Genomic DNA, 18685 nt, shown 5'->3' on the forward strand with positions numbered 1-18685 from the left:
GCCCGCCCCTTCAGGCGGTGATCAGGCCGTGCCCGCGGGTCAGCCCGCGTTGACCTTGTCGATCAGCACGCTGCCGGTGCCGGCGGCGGTGCCGTCGGCGTTCAGCAGCTGCACCTCGCCGAAGAACTGACGTCCCTCGGGGGCCGGGGCCGCGACCAGGACGTTCGCCGCGACGTTCGCGGAGGCGCCGTTGGCCAGCGGCACGGACGCCGCCTCGTCCACGGCGACCGAGCCCAGCGTCGCCGAGTAGAAGACGTCGCGGTAGTCGTACTCGGTGGTGCCGGCCGGGACCGAGTAGCCGTCCACCTGGATGGTGTACGTGCCGGCCGCCGGGTTGGCGATGCTCACGGCCTCCTCCGAGTCGCCGTCCGCGGACTGGCCGACCTGCGTGCCGTTGAGGAACACGGTCAGGTCGAGGTCGGCGGAGGTGTCGGAGGTGCCGCCGATGGCGACGTCCAGCCGGGACGCGCCCGCGGGGACGACGACCGTGCTGGTGACGCTGTCACCGTCGGCGATCGTCTTGCGCGAGGCCGCGGCGGAGCCGAGCGCGCCGCCCTTCAGCTTGCCCTGCACCGGGGCGTAGCCGTTGGTGACCTTCCAGGTGACCGGGGCGGCGGTGCCGACCGTGGCCTCCTCGACGGTCTGGACCTCGGGGTCGAAGGAGACGCCGAGCGCGGTCGCGGTCAGGTTGTACGGGTTGTTCAGCACAGGCGAGGTACGACGCGCCTCGACCTCGATCTCCCACACGCCCGGGATCGGGTCGGTGTAGGAGCGCAGGTCGGGACGGCACCCGTTGGTGGTGGTGTAGTTCGGGTAGCAGAACGTCGTGGTGGTCGGGTCGGCCGGGATGCCCCACGGGGTGATCGCGATGAAGCGGGTCTGGCTGCCGGTGGCGAGGCCGCCCATCTTGATCTCGAGCGTCTTGGCGCCCTCGGGGACGGTCACGAAGTAGGACTTGGTGCCGTTGCGCTGCACCGAGCCCGAGGCCTTGACCGCGAAGGACGGCTTGGCCTGCGGGGTGGCGACGACCACGGTGTTGAGGATCTGCTGGTCGGTACCGCGCGTCGCCGGGTCGTCGACCGTCAGGATCGCGCTGTGCAGACCGGTCGAGCCGGGCTTGGCCTTGACGCGCACGGTCACCGGCTTGTTCAGCGGCAGCCACACGTTGTCGTAGTCGGCGAAGCGGAACGTGCCGTCGTTGTTCACCCACTCCAGGTCGTGCCGGACGGACTGGTTCGGACCGGTGGTGCGGGTGATGGTGACGTCGTACGTCTTGGTCTGACCGGCCTTCAGACCGCCCTCGCGGTCGTAGATGCCGGTGCCGTAGCCAGGCGTGGCGAGCGCGGACGAGAAGAACGTGCTGACCGGGGCCTTGACCGTGTAGGTGTGGGCGCTCGCGCCCGCCTTGATGAGGCGCCAGGCGTCGACGATGTCGATCAGACCGGAGCCCTGGGCGTACGCCGGGACGTCCTTGATCTCGTTCGTCGTGCTGGTCAGCGCGGTGCGCAGGGTCGCCGGGGAGAGCGGGATGCGCGCCTGCTTGGCCGCGGACAGCAGCAGCGCGGAGGCGCCGGCCGCCTGCGGGGAGGCCATCGACGTGCCCTGCAGCATGGCGTAGCCGGGCGGCAGGCTGTAGCCGGCCTCCGCGACGGGGCCACCGGGCTCCCAGGTCGGGATGGTGTTGATGGAGGCACCGGGCGCGGAGATGATCGGCGCGAAGCCGCCGTCCTCACGCGGACCGCGCGAGGAGAAGGGCATCATGTCGTACGCCTTGGTCACCTGCGAGCCGTAGTTGGCCGCCCAGGTCTCCTTGGAGACGGTGGCACCGACACTGAGGACCTTGTCGGCCAGGCCGGGGTCGCCGATGGTGTTGGCGCCGGGGCCGCTGTTGCCGGCGGAGATGACCAGCTGCACGCCGTACTCGTCGATGAGACGGGTGTACGTCTGCGCGCGGGCGTTGTTGCCGTCGTTCAGCGGGGGCAGGCCGCCGATGGACATGTTGACGATGTCCACACCGCGGTTGACCACGAGGTCGATCATGCCCTCGGTCAGCGCCACGTTGGTGCAGCCGCCGGTCCAGGTGCAGGCGCGCGACGAGACGATCTTCGCGCCCGGCGCGGCGCCGTTCATCTTGCCGCCGAACAGGCTGTTGGCGGCGGTGATGCCCGCCACGTGGGTGCCGTGCTCGGACTCGATGACGCCGATGTTGACGAAGTCGGCCTTCTTGCCGACCCAGGTGCCGCCGTACGGGTCCGTGGGGACGTCCTTGCGGACCTGCACCACGAAGGGGATCCGCTCGGAGATGGCGGTGGCGGGGTTGTCGGTGCCGAAGTAGCCGATCTGGAAGCCGTCCTTGTACGGCTTCATCTCGGTGTCGTCGGCGAAGTTCCCGTTGTCGTTCAGGTCGAGGCGGACGGTGCCCTTCGCCGGGTCGTACAGGACGCCCCAGTAGTCGGTGGTGTCACCGTCGCGGTTGAGGTCACCGGCCATGTCGCCACCGGTGGTGGCGGATTCGAAGAAGACCGTGACCTGCTGCGTCGCCTCGGGGGCGGACCAGGTGCGGCCCTGGTAGGTGACGCTCGGGCCGTTGGTCATACGGCGCCAGGTGGCGTCGCCGTCGGTGATCGGGTCGGTGGCGGTGACCCAGTCGACGATCTTGCGCTCGCCCGTGGTGGTCTTCTGCAGCGCCGGGTGGCCGAGGTCGACGCCCGAGTCGAGGATGCCGATGGTGACGCCGCGGCCGTCGGCCTTCGGGTTGTCCTTGACGAAGTCCACCGCGCCGGTCTCGAACGACGGCTGGTAGGGGTTCTTCGCCGGGGTCTTCGCGTCGGGACCCGGGTACGTGGTGGAACCGTGCCCATCTCCGTGGCCCTTCGAGGAGCCCTTGCCGCCGTCGGCCGACGGGGACGGGTCGTCGAGGACGATCTCCTGCTTGAGGTCGATCGCCTGCACCGAGGAGAGCTTCTGCGCCGCCGCGATCGCCGCGTCCGCCTTGCCCGTCGGGACGGTGGCGCGGACGTAGCCGAGGCTGTCGTAGGTCCGGTCCACCGAGGCGCCCTTGAGGGCGCCGAGCTCGTCCGAGACCTGCTCGGTGGAGCCCTTCTTGGTGGCGATCATGAGGGTGACGTTCTTGTCGCCACCGGCCTTGGCCTCGGCGAGCAGTTCGGCGTCGGCCGTTCCGAGCTTGTCGTGCGCGGTCTTCACCGCCGCGTCCGCCGGGTCGCCGGTCGTGTCGGCGAAAGCGGTGGAGGCGGAGATTCCGGTCGTCGTCAGCGCGGCTACCAGACCCGCCGCGAGCGCGACTCGGACCACGCGTCTCTTCCCGCGTATGTGATCGAGAGACATGGGCATCCTGTTCAAGATTTGGGCGCCAGTTGACCGACACATTGCGCCATCTGTGGGCTTGTTGGGGAGTGCCGTAGATGGCGTAAGACCGACATGACGCGAATACGTCAAGACGCCGGGACCCGGGCCGGGGCGCGAAGCGTGCCGAACCGGTCCATTGCGTCCGGCCGGACGGTGCTCCGGCGCTTTGAGCCCCCGACCGCCGCGCACCGCCGCGGCGGGCGGTGAACACCGGATGAGCGTCCGGCCACCGCCGGACCGGCCGCCGGTGACCCGCGGGAGGACCGCTGATCCACGTCCGTAAATGGGTGCCGGACGTTCCGTCTGCGTTGCACCGCAGGCCATCCCGGGTGCCAACGATCCGGTGAGGAGCGGCACGGCAGTGCCGCCGCAGCCACCGTCCACCGAGGGAACCCGCCATGCCTGATCCCGTGTCCGCTGCCGCCCTCAGCCGCCGCAACGTCCTGATCGCCTCGGGTGCGACCGCCCTCGGGGCGGGGCTCGGTTTCGCGCTCGTCCCCGGTTCGGGCGACGCGACGGCCGCGCCCCCACCCGCGGAACCGGTCACCGGGCCCGCGTCCGGCCTCCCGGCTGCCCCCAGGTCACCCGCCGGGCCGGCCGCCGCGCGGCCCTACACCGCGGGCACGACCCTGCACTCCGTCGCGGCCCCGCGCGGCCGGGGAGGCTACCGCCGGCTCGGTGAGGGCCCCGGCTGGAAGCGGGTCACCCGCACCGAGCTGGCCGCCGCCGGGCGCGGCCGCGCCGCTCGCCGTACGAGCCTGTCCTGCTTCGTGCAGTTCACTGACCTGCACCTGACGGATGTGCAGAACCCGCAGCGCTACGAGTTCCTGCGCTCCGCCGCCTCCGCCGGCTGGCGTCCCCAGGAGGCGCTCACCAACGCCGGCGCCGTCTCCCTCGTCGAGCGGGTCAACGCCCTGCGGTACGGGCCCGCCACCGGCACGCCCATCGGCTTCGTCATGACCACCGGCGACAACACCGACAACAACTCGCGCATCGAACTGGACTGGTTCCTCGCGGTGATGAGCGGCGGCCGGTTCACCCCCGACTCGGGCGACCCGGGCCACTACGAGGGCGTGCAGGACTCCGGGCTGAAGGGCTTCTGGCAGCCGGACGACGCGTTGCGCGACGCCGACAAGGCGGCCGGCTACCCCCGCCTGCCCGGCTTCCTCGCCGCCGCGGTCCGCGAGCTCAACAGCCCCGGCCTGAACGTCCCGTGGTACTCCACCATCGGCAACCACGACCAGCTGTACGGGGGCTCGTACGCCGCCTCGTCCTTCTTCCACGACCTGGCGCTGGGCTCACGCAAGCTGTTCTGGCTGCCCCCGGCCGAGGCCGAAGCCGTCAACACGTTCCTGCGCCAGGGGCCCGACCCCCAGGGCACCCGCTTCCGCGAGGCCTGGAACCGCTACAAGAGCACCACCCGCACCGTCACCCCCGACGGACGCCGGGCACCGGTCACCCCGCGCGAGTACATCGCCGCCCATCTGGACCCGGCGCACGCCGGGGCCGGTCCCGTCGGCCACGGCTACACGACGGCCGAACTCGACTCCGGCCGGCTCCACTACGCGTTCCGGATCTCCGACGGCGTGCTCGGCGTCAGCCTCGACACCACCGACCGTGGCGGCGACTACCGCGGCTCCCTCGGGACGGAACAGCTGAACTGGCTGGACCGGACGCTCACCGCGCACGCCGGCGAGACCGTGCTGGTCTTCAGCCACCACCCCAGCTGGTCGATGACCAACCTGGTCCGCGATCCCGCCCGCCCCGGCGAGCGGCGGCACGGCGGCGACGAGGTGCTCGCGCTGCTCGGCCGGCATCCGGGCGTCGCCGCCTGGATCAACGGGCACAGCCACAAGAACCGGATCGTCCCGCACGGCACCTTCTGGGAGGTCTCCACCGCCTCCCACGTCGACTATCCGCAGCTGGCCCGGATCATCGAGCTGACCGACAACCACGACGGCACGCTCTCGCTGCTCTGCACGCTCGTGGAGTCCGCCGCTCCCTACCGCACCGATCTCTCCGACCTGTCGCAGACCGGGCTCGCCTCGCTCTACCGCGAGCTCGCGTTCAACGCGCCGGGCTCCCGGGCGACGCTCTCCGGCGAGCCGGGCGACCGCAACGTGGAACTGCTGCTGAAGAAGCGCTGACCGCCGGGGTCACCGCGGCAGCACCACCACCCACGACGCGGGGTTGCGGTCGGCCGCGGCCATCAGGGCCGTACGGACGACGGTGGCCTGCTGCTCCAGGGACTCCCGGAGCTTGCGCGGAGTGATGTGCACGACCGAGATGCCGAGTCGCTCCAGGTGCTCGCGCTTGCGGGCGTACTCGGCCCACAGGGCGTCGTCCTCCTGGCGGGGCACGCGGGCGTCGAGCTCGACCGCGACCGCGTGCTCCGGCCAGTACGCGTCCACGCCGCCCAGGTACGGGCCGCCCGGCAGCCGCAGGTCCACGTTCCACAGCGGGTCGGGCAGCCCGTAGCAGCGCACCATCGTGTACAGCCGCTTCTCGGCGATCGCGCGGCCCTCGGCCACCAGCGCGTCCACCGCCTCCACCACGTGCGGGCGGGACAGCAGACGGGCCCGGCTCAGCTCCGCGACCAGCGCCGACGCCTCGCAGTGGCCGCCGCGCACCGCCTCGGTCAGCACCTGGCCCACCGCCCGGGCGTCGTCCAGCTCCTCCACCGCGTCCGCCAGTGCCCGGGGCAGCGGCGCGCACGGCACGCCCTGCACCTCGCGCGGCCGGGGCAGCGCGGTGGTGCGCACCAGCCCCACGTCGCCGACGGCCCGCAGCCGCCGCTGCCGGGCCACCAGCAGGTCGATCCGGTCCAGGCCGACCAGTGGCGGCACCGAGGAGAAGCGGTGCAGGGCGAGCGCCGCGAGCCCTGTGACCATCGCCTCGCGGCCCGCGTAGAGCAGTGCCGCCCGGACGCGCTCGTCGCCGGTGGGCCGGCCGCGGTGGAGGACGTACACCCGGGGCAGCACCTCCTGCCAGGGACCGCCGGGGCGGCTGCGCTCGGCCAGCGTCTCCGGGGCGACGCCGTGCTCCCGCAGCTGGCGGGCCGACAGCACGGTCGGCCGGGTGCGGGAGAGGTGGTCGAGGGGGCGGGGGCTGAGGGGGATGTTGTGGTTCATGGCGGGTGGATTCCCGCATCCCCCGGGGGGGCTAACGGCTGTTACCGTACCGTCGACAAATGCGGACATCACCGCACTAAAGTTCAGACGTTCGGTTGCCGAGTGCCGTTTTTCACCTATTCGGGTGACCTACCTCTCCCACCTGCGGGCGGCCCCGGCGATGCTGTCGCACCACCGGGGCCGGGCGGTACCCCGCGTACGCCATTGGGGTGACCGGTCACCTGTTCCCTTCCGGGAGGGAGGCCTCAGACGGCCCCCGCCGCCGCGTCCCGCTCCTGCGCCCGCAGCGCCCGCGCGAGGTCGTCACGGCACTCGGCGACCAGCCGGCGCAGCGCCGGCGGCGCGTCCGCGTGGGCGGCCAGCCAGGAGTCCGCGGCGTCGAGCGTGGCGGGCCGGTCCTGGTGGTGCGGGAAGAGCCCGCGGACCACGGCCATGCCGATCTCGATCGAGCGCTCCTTCCAGACCCGCTCGATCACCTCGAAATAGCGGTCCGCGTAGGGGGCGAGCAGCTCGCGCTGGCCCGCCTGGTCGAAGCCCGCGATGGTGGCCTCGACGAGCGCGTTGGACAGCGCGTCGGACTCCACGACCGACGCCCAGCACTGCTCCTTGACGGTCGCGGAGGGCCGCGCCGCCAGGCAGCGCACCTGGTGCCGCTTGCCGGAGGCGGTGTCGTCGCGGGCCAGCTCCGCCGCGACGGCGGCCTCGTCGGCCCGGCCGCCCGCGGCCAGGGCCTCCAGGAAGGCCCAGCGCAGCTCCTGGTCGACCTCGAGCCCGTCGATCTTCTCGGTGCCGTCGAGCAGCCCGCGCAGCACGTCCGTCCCGGCGTCCCCGGAGGCCACGGCCGCGTGGAAGCGGGCCCAGGCCAGCTGGTGGCCGCTGCCCGGGGCCGCCGCGCGCAGCTCGCGCAGCGCGCCGTCGGCCAGCTCGCGCCCGCCCTGCTCGCGCCAGGCCGGCGCCGCGTAGTCGCTCAGCGCCGTACGGGCCTGCATGTGCAGCCCGTGCAGGACGCCGATGTCGGTCTCCGCGCCGGCGAAGCGCAGCACCAGGCCGAGGTAGTCCCGGGCGGGCATCAGCCCGTCGCGGGTCATGTTCCACACCGCGGACCAGGCCAGGGCGCGGGCCATGGGGTCGGTGAGCGAGCCCAGGTGCTCCCGCACCGTGGCCAGGGAGTCCTCGTCGAAGCGGATCTTGCAGTAGGTCAGGTCGTCGTCGTTGACCAGCACCAGGTCGGGACGTTCCGCCCCGGCGAGCTCGCCCACCACCGTGCGCGGGCCCGCGACGTCGGTCTCGACGCGCGCGTAGCGCTCCACGGTGCCCTGCGCGGTGCGCCGGTAGAGCCCCACCGCGACCCGGTGCGGCCGCAGTTCGGGGTGCGAGGGGGCGGCATCCTGCGCCACGGCCAGCTCGGCGATCCGTCCGTCGGCGTCGTACGCCACCTGCGGGGTCAGCGAGTTGACGCCCGCGGTCTGCAGCCAGGACCGCGACCACCCGGCCATGTCGCGCCCCGAGGTCTCGGCCAGCACCGACAGCAGGTCGCCCAGCTCGGTGTTGCCGTAGGCATGGCGCTGGAAGTAGCGGCGCGCGCCCTCCAGGAAGGCGTCCCGCCCGACGTACGCCACCAGCTGCTTGAGCACGCTGGCGCCCTTGGCGTAGGTGATGCCGTCGAAGTTGAGCTTGGCGTCCTCCAGGTCGCGGATGTCGGCCGTGACCGGGTGGGTGGAGGGCAGCTGGTCGGCGCGGTAGGCCCAGGCCTTGCGGCGGTTGGCGAAGGTGATCCAGCCGTCCTTGTAGCGGGTGGCCTCCACCAGCGAGAAGGCGCCCATGAAGTCGGCGAAGGACTCCTTCAGCCACAGGTCGTCCCACCACCGCATGGTGACCAGGTCGCCGAACCACATGTGCGCCATCTCGTGCAGGATGACGTTCGCCCGGGCCTCGTAGGACGCCCGGGTGACCTTGCCGCGGAAGACGTACTCCTCGCGGAAGGTGACCAGCCCCGGGTTCTCCATCGCGCCGATGTTGTACTCGGGCACAAAGGCCTGGTCGTACTTCCCGAAGGGGTACGGGTAGCCGAAGTGGTCGTGGAAGAAGTCCAGGCCCTGCTTGGTGACGGTGAAGATCTCGTCGGCGTCGAAGTGCCGGGCGAGGCCCTTGCGGCACAGCGCGCCCAGCGGGATCTCCAGCTCGGAGCCGTCCGGCAGCGCGCGCCGGTAGGTGTCGTGGACCATGTGGTACGGCCCGGCCACGACCGCCGTGATGTACGTGGAGATCGGCCGGGTCGGCGCGAAGTGCCGCGTCTCGCCGCCGCCGGAGACCCCGGTCACCCGCTCGTTGCCGAGCACCACCCAGGACTCGGGCGCGGTGACGGAGAAGGTGAACGGCGCCTTCAGGTCGGGCTGCTCGAAGTCGGCGAAGACCCGGCGGGCGTCGGCCGGCTCGTACTGCGTGTAGAGGTAGACCTCGCCGTCCTCGGGGTCGGTGAAGCGGTGCATGCCCTCGCCCGTCCGGCTGTAGGCGCACTGCGCGTCCACCACCAGGACGTTCTCGGCGGCGAGGCCGTCCAGCGCGATCCGCGTCCCGTCGAAGACCTCCGCGGGGTCGAGCTCGCGGCCGTTGAGTGTCACCGACGTCACCGAGGGGGCGAGCAGGTCGGCGAAGCTGGAGGCGCCGGGCTCCGTGCAGCGGAACCTGATCGTCGTCACCGACCGGAACGTCCGCTCCTGTGGACGCAGCGCCGACCGGAGGTCGAGGGCGACCTCGTAACCGTCCACAGCGAGCAGCCGTGCCCGCTCTCGGGCCTCGTCACGCGTGAGGTTCTCACCGGGCACGGGGTCTCCATCCTTCGCACGCCGTCGTGGGATCTGTCGTGTGGACGCCACGCATCTTCGCATGTCGGCCCTGACGGCGGCGCACGGGAATGGGGACGGCGGCGAGGGCGTTGCGCCCTGGGAAACAGCGCGTCACCGCACCATGCCCGGAGGAGAGAAACGTGACCGAGACCACGACCACCCCCACCCCGGTGGACTTCTGGTTCGACCCCGCCTGCCCCTGGGCGTGGATGACCTCCCGCTGGATGCTGGAGGTGGAGAAGGTGCGGCCCGTCGAGGTGCGCTGGCACGTGATGAGCCTCGCCGTCCTCAACGAGAACCGCGACGAGCTGCCCGAGCAGTACCGGGAGTTCCTGACCACGGCCTGGGGCCCCGTCCGCGTCTGCATCGCCGCCGAGCAGAAGTACGGCAGCAAGGTGCTCGGCCCCCTCTACACCGCGCTGGGCACCCGCATCCACAACCAGGGCCTGGGCCACAAGGACCACGACGTGATCGTCGCCGCACTGGAGGAGGCGGGCCTGCCCGCCGAGCTCGCCGACTTCGCCCGCAGCGACGCCTACGACGCGGAGCTGCGCGCCTCCCACCAGGAGGGCATCTCCAAGGTCGGCCAGGACGTCGGCACCCCGGTCATCGCCGTCCCCGGCGCCGACGGCGAGCAGATCGCCTTCTTCGGCCCGGTCGTCACCCCGGCGCCCAAGGGCGAGGCCGCGGCCCGCCTGTGGGACGGCACCCTGCTCGTCGCGTCGACCCCCGGCTTCTACGAGATCAAGCGGACCCGCGACCAGGGCCCGGTCTTCGACTGAGCCCGGCCGGCCCGGTCAGAAGTGCCGGAGCAGTTCGGGAAAGGCCGCCAGCCGCAGCACCCGCTCGTCGGCCGGATCCAGCTCGGACTGCTCCAGCACCCAGGTGTTCTCGTTGGGGATGAACACCGCGCCCATCCCGGCCTCGCGTGCGGGCAGGATGTCCGACTTCGGGGAGTTCCCGATCATCCAGCTCCCGCCCGGCGCGAAGCCGTACTCCGCCAGAAGCGCGCGGTAGGTGCCCGCGGCCTTCTCCGGCACGATGTGCACCCCCCGGAAGCGGTCCGCCAGCCCCGAGGCCGCCACCTTGCGCGCCTGCTCCTCCTCGTCGCCCTTGGTGAGGAGCAGCAGCTCGTGGCGGGTGCCCAGCTCGTCCAGCGTGCCCGCCACGCCGGGCATCAGCTCCACCCGGTGCTCCACGAAGGCCACCGCCAGCTCGTCCACCTGCCGCAGCTCGTCCTGCGTGACGGGGCGTTCCCGCAGCCGCTCCAGGAGCTCGCCCAGGCTGCGCAGGAAGACCTTGCTGCCGTAGCCGTGGACGACCGCGTTCGCCGCCTCGATCTCGTTGAGCAGCGCCCTGATCTGCGTGCGGTCCAGGACGGGATGGTCCACCCAGTCCAGGAAGTCCTCTATCACCCGCTCGAAGACGACGTTGTTCTCCCACAACGTGTCGTCCGCGTCGAAGACCAGTACCTGCCCCGTCAGCCGTGCCTCGTCCATCCCGCGAGGGTAACCAGAGCCCGTGCCCGCCTGCCGCGCATTTTCCGCCGGGGTCAGACGTGCCGTGCGGCCAGCGCCGCGTCCAGCTCCGTGCGGGACGGCGGATCGGCGCCCACGCGCGTGCAGTTGAGCGCCGCGGCCGTGACGCAGCGCTCCAGCACGGAGGCGAGGCCGTCGCGCGAGGCGGGGACGCCGCCATCGGCGATCGCGTCGAGCAGCGCCGCCTGGAAGGCGTCGCCCGCCCCGATGGTGTCGACGACGCGGACCTCGGGCGCGGCCACCCGTACGAGGGCGTCCCCGGTCACCGCGAACGCGCCCTGCGCGCCCAGCGTGACGACCGCGAGCGCCGGCCCCTCGGCGAGCAGCGCCCGCGCCGCCTCCTGCGGGGCGAGCCGCGGGAAGAGCCACGCCAGGTCGACGTCGCTGGCCTTGACCACGTCGGTGACGGCGGCCAGCCGCAGGCACGCCCGGCGGTAGGCGAGCCGGTCGGGCTGGACGGCTGGCCGCACGTTGAGGTCGGCGACGACGGTGCGCCCCGGTACGGCGTGCAGCTCGCGGCAGAGCTCCAGCACCCGCGCCGCACCCGGTTCCACCACCGCGGCGAGCGAACCGGTGTGCAGCACCGCGGTGTCCGCGGGCAGCGGCAGCCGCTCCGGGTCCCACGAGGCCAGGAAGTCGTACGAGGCGGAGCCGTCCCGGTCGAGGTAGGCCATCGCCAGCGTGGTGCGCCCGGCCGGGCTCGCGGCCCGCACCACCTCGACCCCGGTGGACTCCAGATGCGCCCGCACCAGTTCGCCGGGCGGGTCGTCGCCCCACGTGGTGACCAGGGTGGTCGGCCGCCCCAGCCGGTGCAGGCCGACCGCGACGTTGGCGGGGCTGCCGCCGGGCACCGGTGTGACCTGCCGCTCCCCGGAACGCCACAGCAGGTCGACGAGGACCTCGCCGACGACGCCGACGCGGGAGGGGGAGGACGGAGCGCTCATGCGGGCAGCATAGGAGGCCGCCGACCGGCCGCCGGAGCCGTGTCGCAGCCGGCCGCCGGCGGGGCTCCCGCGACGCTCCGGCGGTGATTGGAGAAACCCCACTAAGGCCCGGGTGACGAAGCTCACGCCCGGTGCGGCTTCCTTGTAGGAAGGCGACCAAGGCCGTGATCAGGCCTTTGTGATCGGCGGACGATGATCGGTGAGGGCGGGGCGGGTTAACGTCACGGTGTCCCGAACCTGACCTCACCCCGCGGAGTCACCCGATGGCCAGCGCAGTTCCCGCCGCTTCCGCCGTACGGACCCACCCGGTCCTCGCCGACCTCATCCCCGCGTCGCGGCTGCGCGACGTGGCCCTCGTGACCGGTGGCGCCGTACTGACCGGCCTGGCCGCGCAGTTGTCGGTGCCGGTCCCCGGGTCGCCGGTGCCCGTGACGGGCCAGACCTTCGCCGCGCTGCTGGTGGGCACGGCCCTCGGCGCGCGCCGCGGCTTCCTGGCGCTCGCGCTGTACGCGGTGGCCGGTGTGGCCGGGGTGCCGTGGTTCGCGGAGGGGTCGTCCGGTGCCGCGGCGCCGAGCTTGGGCTACATCCTCGGCATGGCGCTGGCGTCGGCGCTCGTGGGCGCGCTGGCCCGGCGGGGTGCCGACCGCAGCGTGTGGCGGATGGCCGGCGTCATGGTGGCCGGCAGCGCCGTCACCTACGCCGTGGGCGTCCCCTACCTGGCGCTGGCCGCGCACCTGAACGCCGGCCAGGCCGTGGCGCTGGGCCTGACCCCGTACCTCATCGGCGACGCGCTGAAGGCCGCCCTCGCCATGGGTGCGCTGCCCGCCGCCTGGAAGCTGGTCGGCCGCCGCGGCTGACCGGACACGGCGTACGACGCACCCGGGTGGGGGCGGGGCGCAGGCCCCGCCCCCACCCGTTCCGCGTCAGTGCCGTGGCGCCGGCCCGCGCCGGGTCAGCCACAGGCCGGCGCCGCCGGCGGCCAGCAGCAGGCCGCCGCCCAGCAGCAGGACGGCCGTGCGGCCGGGAGCGCCGGTGTCCGGCAGCGTGCCGGGCGCGGAGGGACTCGCGCTCGCGGAGGTGTCGGGGCCGAAGGGCACGTGTTCCCTGGAGCAGGTGCTGGTCCAGGACGGCCCGGTCGGCGTGGCCGAGGCCGTGCGGATCGGGACCGGACTGGCCCGCGCGCTGCGGGAGGTGCACGCGGTCGGCGTGCTGCACCGTGACATCAAGCCCGGCAACGTACTGATCGACACCCGGGGCAGGGTCGTCCTGACCGACTTCGGTATCGCGGCGATCCAGGACGCCACCGCGCTGACCATGGCCGGGATGCTGGTCGGCTCATCCGACTACATGGCCCCCGAACGGGTCGAGGGCCGCCACCAGGGACCGCCGTCGGACCTGTGGTCCCTGGGCGCGTCCCTCTGCGCCGCCCTGGAGGGCACGTCGCCGTTCTCCCGGGCCACCACCCTGGCCACCCTGCACGCGGTGCTCTACGAGGAGCCCCTGCTGCCCGCCGGCGCCGGGCCGCTCCACCCTGTCGGCCCTGCTGCGCAAGGACCCCGCGGAGCGGATGACCCTGGACGGCCTGGACGAGGCGCTCGCCGCGCTCGGTACGCCCCCGGGCGGTCCGACCGTCGTCACCCGGCAGGCGCCGCCGCCCCCGCGGGAGGGACGCACCCCGACGCTCGCCGTCGGAAGGGCCGCCCCGGTGCCGGAAGCCGAACCGGAGGCGGACCCGGAACCGGAGGACGCCGTCCCGCCGGGCTGGGAGCGCCGCACCCCGGCGCCACCCGAACCCGCACCCGAACCCGAACCCGAACCCGCACCTGAAGCCGAACCCGAACCCGCGCCCGAACCCGCGCCCGAACCCGCACCTGAAGCCGAACCCGAACCCGCGCCCGAACCCGCGCCCGAACCCGCGCCCGAACCCGCGCCCGGCCCGGAGCCGGACCGCGGGCCCGAGCCCGTTCCCGACCCCGGTCCCGCCGCGCGGCCCCCCTCGCGGGTCCGCCGGGCGGCCCTGCTGACCGCGGCGGGAGCGGCCGCCGCGGTCCTCGCCGTCACCGTCGTCCTGCTGACCGCGCCGCGCACCGGCCACCGTGAGGGCCCCGTCGTCGCGGGCACCAGCCGTCCCCCGTCGACCGGCGCCACCTCGCCCGCCGGTCCGTCCACCGGTACGTCCGCCCCCGGGGAGCGCAACGAGACCGGCTTCGCCTGGCAGCCGCCGCGGGGCTGGACGCGCAGTGCGAAGAGCCCGTCCAACGTCCACTACCACGCCCCGGACGGACGGCAGGAGATCGCCGCCTCGTACGCACTCGCACGGGGCGGCGACCTCCTGGAGCAGTGGCGCGTCTTCGAGTCCGGTTCCCACGACGTGCCCGGTTACCGCAGGACCCGTCTGGAGCGGACGTCGTTCCGCGGACGCCCCGCGGTCGTCTGGGAGTACTCCTTCACCCAGGCCGGCGCGCCCTGGAAGGCGCGGCAGCTCGGCTTCACCGAGGGAGGCAAGTCGTACCAGCTGAACGTCTGGTACGCGGCTTCGGCCGGGTCCGCCGCGCCGGCCGCCTACGAGCGGGTGGGGGAGTCCTTCCGGCCCTTGTGAAGCAGTTGGCGCACCACCGCGACGGCGACGACGGCGAGTGCCGCCAGCACCGAGACGACCACCTGGTCCCGGCCGCCGCCGTCGGCGGTGTCGGTGAGCATGTAGCCGAGCACGAACACGATCATCAGGATCGTCGCCCAGGTCAGGTACGGGTACAGCCACATCCGCACCCGCAGCCGCTCCGGGGCCTCCCTGAGGATGATCTTCCGCATGCGCAGCTGGGAGAAGCAGATCACCAGCCACACGAACAGGGCGATCGCGCCGGAGGCGTTGAGCAGGAAGAGGAAGACGGTGTCGGGGTACCGGTAGTTGAAGAAGACCGCCAAGAAGCCGAAGACGACCGAGCCCAGGATCGCCGCCTGCGGCACACCGCGGCCGGTGGTGCGGGCGAAGGCCTTGGGCGCGTCACAGCGCCGGCCCAGGGAGAAGGCCATGCGCGAGGCGGTGTAGAGACCGGAGTTGAGGCAGGACAGCACCGCCGTCAGCACGATCACGTTCATGATCTGGCCGGCGTGCGCGACACCGATCGAGTTCAGCGCCGCGACGTAGGAGCCGTCCTTCGCGATCGACGGGTCGTTCCACGGCAGCAGCGCCACCACGATGAAGATCGAGCCCAGGTAGAAGACGCCGATCCGCCAGATCACGCTGTTGGTGGCCTTGGTGACCGCGCGCTCGGGGTCGGCGGACTCACCGGCGGCCAGCGTGACGATCTCGCTGCCCATGAAGGAGAACACGACCAGCAGCACACCGGTGAGGATCTTGCCGGGGCCGTTGGGGAGGAAGCCGCCGTGCGCGGTGAGGTTGCCCAGCCCGACGGCGTCGTCGTGGCTGCCGGGCAGTACCCCGAGGACCGCGAGCGCGCCGAGCACGATGAAACCGGCGATGGCCACGACCTTGATCCCGGCGAACCAGAACTCGAACTCGCCGTAGGAGGCCACCGAGGCCAGATTGGTCGCGGTGAGCACGACCATCACGATCAGCGCCCAGCCCCACTGCGGGACGGCCGGCACCCAGCCCTCCAGGATCCTGGCCCCGGCGGTCGCCTCGACCGCCAGCACCACGACCCAGAAGAACCAGTACAGCCATCCGATGGAGAAGCCGGCCCAGCGGCCCAGCGCGCGGTCGGCGTAGGCGGAGAAGGAGCCGGAGGTGGGGTTGGCGGCGGCCATCTCGCCCAGCATGCGCATGACGAAGACGACCATCACGCCGACGAGGGCGTACGACACGAGGATGCCGGGTCCGGCGGCGGCGATGCCGGAGGCCGAGCCGACGAAGAGGCCGGCGCCGATCACACCGCCGATCGCGATCATCGACAGGTGGCGGTTCTTGAGCCCGGCCTTCAGGCCCGAGCCATCCTGCTGCTCCGTCGCGGCCTCGTGGGCCGGAGCGGTGGAGCCGGCCACTGGGGTGGGGGGACGTGTACTCATGGGGTGGCATGAAACACGGCCCGGCGCGATCGGGGAACCTTCGATTCCGTTTCGTTGTCCTACCCTCAGCGCACGCTCAAATTCCCCTCACGGAACACCCACGGCATGTCGCCCAGCGTGCCCGTGCGACACTCGTCCGTATGCGCGTGTACCTCGGTTCCGACCATGCCGGCTTTGAACTCAAGAACCACCTGGTGGAGTGGCTCAAGGCCAACGGGCACGAGCCCGTCGACTGCGGCCCCCACGTCTACGACGCCCAGGACGACTACCCGCCGTTCTGCCTGCGCGCCGCGGAGCGCACCGCCGCGGACCCCGGCTCCTTCGGCATCGTGATCGGCGGCTCGGGCAACGGCGAGGCCATCGCCGCCAACAAGGTCAAGGGCGTCCGGGCCGTGCTCGCGTGGAGCCAGGAGACCGCGACCCTCGGCCGCGAGCACAACGACGCCAACGTGATCAGCGTCGGCGCCCGCATGCACACCACGGACGACGCCACCAAGTTCGTCGAGGTCTTCCTCGGCACGCCCTACTCGGGCGAGCCGCGCCACACCCGCCGCATCGACATGCTCACCGCGTACGAGACCACCGGCGAGCTGCCCCCGATCCCCCCGCACCACCCGCAGGAGGGCTGATCCGGGCATGCCCGAAGGGCATACGATCCACCGCCTCGCCGCGGACCACGGGGAACGCTTCGCCGGCCGCGTGGTCCGCGCGAGCAGTCCGCAGGGCAAGTTCTCCGATGGCGCCGCCCTCCTGGACGGCACCGTGATGGAGTCCGCGGAGGCCCACGGCAAGCACCTCTTCCTGGGCTTCGGCCCGGTCGGCTGGGTCCACGTCCACCTCGGGCTGTACGGGAAGTTCGGCTTCGGCACCGGCCCGGGCGCGGCCCCCGTCGGCCAGGTCAGGCTCCGTCTGGCCACCGAGGGGCATCACGCCGACCTGCGCGGGCCGACCGCCTGCGAGCTGATCACCGGGGCCGAGAAGCAGGCGATACACGACCGGCTCGGCCCGGACCCGCTGCGGCCCGCCGACACCGGGGAGACCGCCTGGGCCCGCGTGGCGCGCAGCCGCACCAGCGTCGCCGCGCTGCTGATGGACCAGAAGGTCGTCGCCGGCGTCGGCAACGTCTACCGCGCCGAGGTCCTCTTCCGGCACGGCGTCGACCCGTACCTGGCGGGACGCGACCTGGACCGTGCGCGCTGGGACGCGATCTGGGCCGATCTGGTGGCCCTGATGCGCGAGGGCGTGCGGAACAACCGCATCGACACCGTCCGCCCCGAGCACACCCCCGAGGCCATGGGCCGTCCGCCGCGCGTCGACGACCACGGCGGCGAGGTCTACGTCTACCGCCGCGCCGGGATGCCCTGCCACCTCTGCGGCACCGAGGTGCGCACCGCCTCCCTGGTGGCACGCAACCTCTTCTGGTGCCCCTCCTGCCAGCCCGCCCTGGGCTGACGCCGCGGCCGGAGGCACCCGCGAACGGGAGCACCCCGGCCGGGGAACGCGCGCCGGGACCTCGGGCCTAGAAGCCGTGCGGCAGCCAGGGGGCGACGTCGCCGCCGAAGGCCACGGCGGCCTCCCGGAGCGCGCCCTGCCGCAGCTCCCGTACGCGGCCGGCCCGCGCCAGCGCGGTCAGCGAGACGTCACCCAGGTAGGCCGCGCCCAGCTCGCGCACCGACAGCGCAAGGTCCGCGGCGTCCGTCGTCCGTTCGCACGTGGCGCCCTTGGCGTCGCCGCCGAGCCGCCAGCGGCCCTCGTTCCAGGGGCAGAAGGGGTCGGAGACCTCCAGTACGACGTCCAGCGGGGCCGCGTAGGTACGGGCCGACAGGGCCGCGCCCACCTCGACCGGGCGCAGCAGCAGGCCCTCCCTGACGCGCACGCCGCAGCGGCGCACGTCGTCGACCAGGTGCAGGACCGGGTCGTCGGCGGGGCGGTTGCGCGCGGTGATGCGGCAGGTGAGGTCGATGCCGAACAGGTAGCGCCACAGCGCGGCATATGTGTCCGGATCCAGTGCCTCCAGGTCGCGCAGCACCACCGTTCCGTCCGGTCCGGCCGGGTTCCAGGCGGACTTCACCGCGTACCGGGTGTAGCCGCGCACCTCTCCGTCGCGCTCGGCGACCACGCAGAGCAGTTTCGAGGCGCCGTCCCGGAACGCCTCCGGGTCGAGCACGCCCTTGCGCTCCCAGTTCGGCCGCCGCTCCAGCATGCCCGGCCGGGTGGGCACCAGCCGCCCGTAGACCTCCTCGCAGGCCGCCAGGGCCTTCTCGGGGTCGGCGAAGCGCAGCGTGACCCCGTCGACGCCCGCGGGCACGGTGAGGCCGGCCCGCAGGGTGTCGACCTCCAGGCTCGTCTGGCGGGTGGCGACCTCGTAGCCGAACCGGCCGTAGATCGCCGGCTCTGACGCCGTGAGCACCGCGAGGGGCTCGCCCAGTTCGTGCACCTCGTCCAGCTGCCGCCGCATCATCGAGCTCAGCAGCCCGCGCCGGCGGTGCGTCGAGGCGACGCTGACCATGGTGACGCCCGCCGCCGGGACCACGGCGCCGCCCGGCACCGCCATGCGGAAGGAGAACGCCCCCGCGGTGCCGACGACCTCCGCGCCGTCCCAGGCCGCGATCGACCGGGAGAGCTCGGTCACCCCGCGGTCGAACTCCCGCTCCTCCGTCGGCCAGACCGCGCTGCCGAACGCGCGTTCCAGCGTGCTGAACCACTCGTCCCACTGTTCGGACTCGAGAACCCGCAACTCCACCGTCATGTGCCCTGCCTATCAGCCGCCCCGGGGGCGGGCGACCGGTTTTCGCCGGTCGTGGCGGCGAATCGGCGCACCCTGTGGGGCACCT

14 protein-coding genes and 1 pseudogene are annotated in these 18685 nt (G+C 72.9%); 7 read left to right on the forward strand and 8 right to left on the reverse strand.

The genetic code is table 11. The annotated features are described in order from the left end of the window. Positions 1-39: 39 nt before the first annotated feature. Positions 40-3351 carry a S8 family serine peptidase gene (locus tag PV342_RS33350; RefSeq protein WP_500319957.1) on the reverse strand — a complete coding sequence of 1104 codons (3312 nt, stop codon included), beginning with the start codon at positions 3349-3351 and terminating at the stop codon, positions 40-42. Between the two features lie 413 nt (positions 3352-3764). On the opposite strand from PV342_RS33350, the gene PV342_RS33355 reads away from it, so the two are divergent. Then, positions 3765-5513 carry a TIGR03767 family metallophosphoesterase gene (locus PV342_RS33355; RefSeq protein WP_500319959.1) on the forward strand — a complete coding sequence of 583 codons (1749 nt, stop codon included), beginning with the start codon at positions 3765-3767 and terminating at the stop codon, positions 5511-5513. 9 nt (positions 5514-5522) lie between these two features. On the opposite strand, the gene PV342_RS33360 is transcribed toward PV342_RS33355, so the two are convergent. Both PV342_RS33360 and pepN read right to left on the reverse strand, forming a co-directional pair. Further along, on the reverse strand, positions 5523-6497 hold the full coding sequence (locus tag PV342_RS33360; protein ID WP_386991073.1) for a hypothetical protein: 975 nt from the start codon (positions 6495-6497) through the stop codon (positions 5523-5525). A gap of 245 nt (positions 6498-6742) precedes the next feature. Continuing rightward, entirely contained in the window at positions 6743-9322 is a 2580-nt protein-coding gene (gene pepN / locus PV342_RS33365; RefSeq protein WP_500319960.1) for an aminopeptidase N, read from the reverse strand. 161 nt (positions 9323-9483) lie between these two features. On the opposite strand from pepN, the gene PV342_RS33370 reads away from it, so the two are divergent. After that, positions 9484-10125 (forward strand): mycothiol-dependent nitroreductase Rv2466c family protein, encoded by a 642-nt coding sequence (locus PV342_RS33370; RefSeq protein WP_018556550.1) that lies wholly within the window; start codon positions 9484-9486, stop codon positions 10123-10125. Between the two features lie 15 nt (positions 10126-10140). Here PV342_RS33370 and PV342_RS33375 read toward each other — a convergent pair whose 3' ends face one another. Both PV342_RS33375 and PV342_RS33380 read right to left on the reverse strand, forming a co-directional pair. Then, complete coding sequence (locus tag PV342_RS33375) at positions 10141-10842, reverse strand: HAD family hydrolase (protein ID WP_400801470.1); 702 nt, start codon at positions 10840-10842, stop codon at positions 10141-10143. 53 nt (positions 10843-10895) lie between these two features. After that, complete coding sequence (locus tag PV342_RS33380) at positions 10896-11825, reverse strand: carbohydrate kinase family protein (RefSeq protein ID WP_500319962.1); 930 nt, start codon at positions 11823-11825, stop codon at positions 10896-10898. Between the two features lie 263 nt (positions 11826-12088). On the opposite strand from PV342_RS33380, the gene PV342_RS33385 reads away from it, so the two are divergent. Further along, on the forward strand, positions 12089-12682 hold the full coding sequence (locus tag PV342_RS33385; RefSeq protein ID WP_400801474.1) for a biotin transporter BioY: 594 nt from the start codon (positions 12089-12091) through the stop codon (positions 12680-12682). A 66-nt stretch (positions 12683-12748) separates the two neighbouring features. On the opposite strand, the gene PV342_RS33390 is transcribed toward PV342_RS33385, so the two are convergent. Further along, positions 12749-12922 carry an LPXTG cell wall anchor domain-containing protein gene (locus PV342_RS33390; RefSeq protein ID WP_400801476.1) on the reverse strand — a complete coding sequence of 58 codons (174 nt, stop codon included), beginning with the start codon at positions 12920-12922 and terminating at the stop codon, positions 12749-12751. 55 nt (positions 12923-12977) lie between these two features. Between PV342_RS33390 and PV342_RS33395 the strand changes: the two are divergent. Together PV342_RS33395 and PV342_RS33400 are read left to right on the forward strand one after the other, a co-directional pair. Then, positions 12978-13250 (forward strand): annotated as a pseudogene (locus PV342_RS33395) (protein kinase domain-containing protein); the annotation flags it as partial. A gap of 142 nt (positions 13251-13392) precedes the next feature. Beyond that, complete coding sequence (locus tag PV342_RS33400) at positions 13393-14424, forward strand: serine/threonine kinase C-terminal domain-containing protein (protein WP_500319964.1); 1032 nt, start codon at positions 13393-13395, stop codon at positions 14422-14424. Here PV342_RS33400 and PV342_RS33405 read toward each other — a convergent pair. Beyond that, positions 14388-15851: an amino acid permease gene (locus tag PV342_RS33405; RefSeq protein ID WP_500319965.1), complete on the reverse strand. Its 1464-nt coding sequence runs from the start codon at positions 15849-15851 to the stop codon at positions 14388-14390. The two genes, PV342_RS33400 and PV342_RS33405, sit on opposite strands and share 37 nt — an antisense overlap. A gap of 140 nt (positions 15852-15991) precedes the next feature. Here PV342_RS33405 and PV342_RS33410 point away from each other — a divergent pair, with 140 nt between their 5' ends. Further along, positions 15992-16480: a ribose-5-phosphate isomerase gene (locus PV342_RS33410; protein WP_500319966.1), complete on the forward strand. Its 489-nt coding sequence runs from the start codon at positions 15992-15994 to the stop codon at positions 16478-16480. A 7-nt stretch (positions 16481-16487) separates the two neighbouring features. Continuing rightward, positions 16488-17303: an Fpg/Nei family DNA glycosylase gene (locus PV342_RS33415; protein WP_018556556.1), complete on the forward strand. Its 816-nt coding sequence runs from the start codon at positions 16488-16490 to the stop codon at positions 17301-17303. 67 nt (positions 17304-17370) lie between these two features. Here PV342_RS33415 and PV342_RS33420 read toward each other — a convergent pair whose 3' ends face one another. Beyond that, positions 17371-18600, reverse strand: a complete 1230-nt coding sequence (locus PV342_RS33420) for a GNAT family N-acetyltransferase (protein ID WP_500319967.1) — start codon at positions 18598-18600, stop codon at positions 17371-17373. Between the last annotated feature and the right edge of the window lie 85 nt (positions 18601-18685).

It is taken from the genome of Streptomyces sp. PA03-3a, assembly GCF_033792735.1.
Taxonomy (GTDB): domain Bacteria; phylum Actinomycetota; class Actinomycetes; order Streptomycetales; family Streptomycetaceae; genus Actinacidiphila.

What these genes read in the sequence shown, in the direction of transcription:
- PV342_RS33350 (WP_500319957.1), bottom strand. Translation starts at nt 3,351, where the DNA reads ATGCCCATGTCTCTCGATCACATACGCGGGAAGAGACGCGTGGTCCGA.
- PV342_RS33355 (WP_500319959.1), top strand. Translation starts at nt 3,765, where the DNA reads ATGCCTGATCCCGTGTCCGCTGCCGCCCTCAGCCGCCGCAACGTCCTG.
- PV342_RS33360 (WP_386991073.1), bottom strand. Translation starts at nt 6,497, where the DNA reads ATGAACCACAACATCCCCCTCAGCCCCCGCCCCCTCGACCACCTCTCC.
- PV342_RS33375 (WP_400801470.1), bottom strand. Translation starts at nt 10,842, where the DNA reads ATGGACGAGGCACGGCTGACGGGGCAGGTACTGGTCTTCGACGCGGAC.
- PV342_RS33380 (WP_500319962.1), bottom strand. Translation starts at nt 11,825, where the DNA reads ATGAGCGCTCCGTCCTCCCCCTCCCGCGTCGGCGTCGTCGGCGAGGTC.
- PV342_RS33385 (WP_400801474.1), top strand. Translation starts at nt 12,089, where the DNA reads ATGGCCAGCGCAGTTCCCGCCGCTTCCGCCGTACGGACCCACCCGGTC.
- PV342_RS33400 (WP_500319964.1), top strand. Translation starts at nt 13,393, where the DNA reads ATGACCCTGGACGGCCTGGACGAGGCGCTCGCCGCGCTCGGTACGCCC.
- PV342_RS33405 (WP_500319965.1), bottom strand. Translation starts at nt 15,851, where the DNA reads ATGAGTACACGTCCCCCCACCCCAGTGGCCGGCTCCACCGCTCCGGCC.
- PV342_RS33410 (WP_500319966.1), top strand. Translation starts at nt 15,992, where the DNA reads ATGCGCGTGTACCTCGGTTCCGACCATGCCGGCTTTGAACTCAAGAAC.
- PV342_RS33415 (WP_018556556.1), top strand. Translation starts at nt 16,488, where the DNA reads ATGCCCGAAGGGCATACGATCCACCGCCTCGCCGCGGACCACGGGGAA.
- PV342_RS33420 (WP_500319967.1), bottom strand. Translation starts at nt 18,600, where the DNA reads ATGACGGTGGAGTTGCGGGTTCTCGAGTCCGAACAGTGGGACGAGTGG.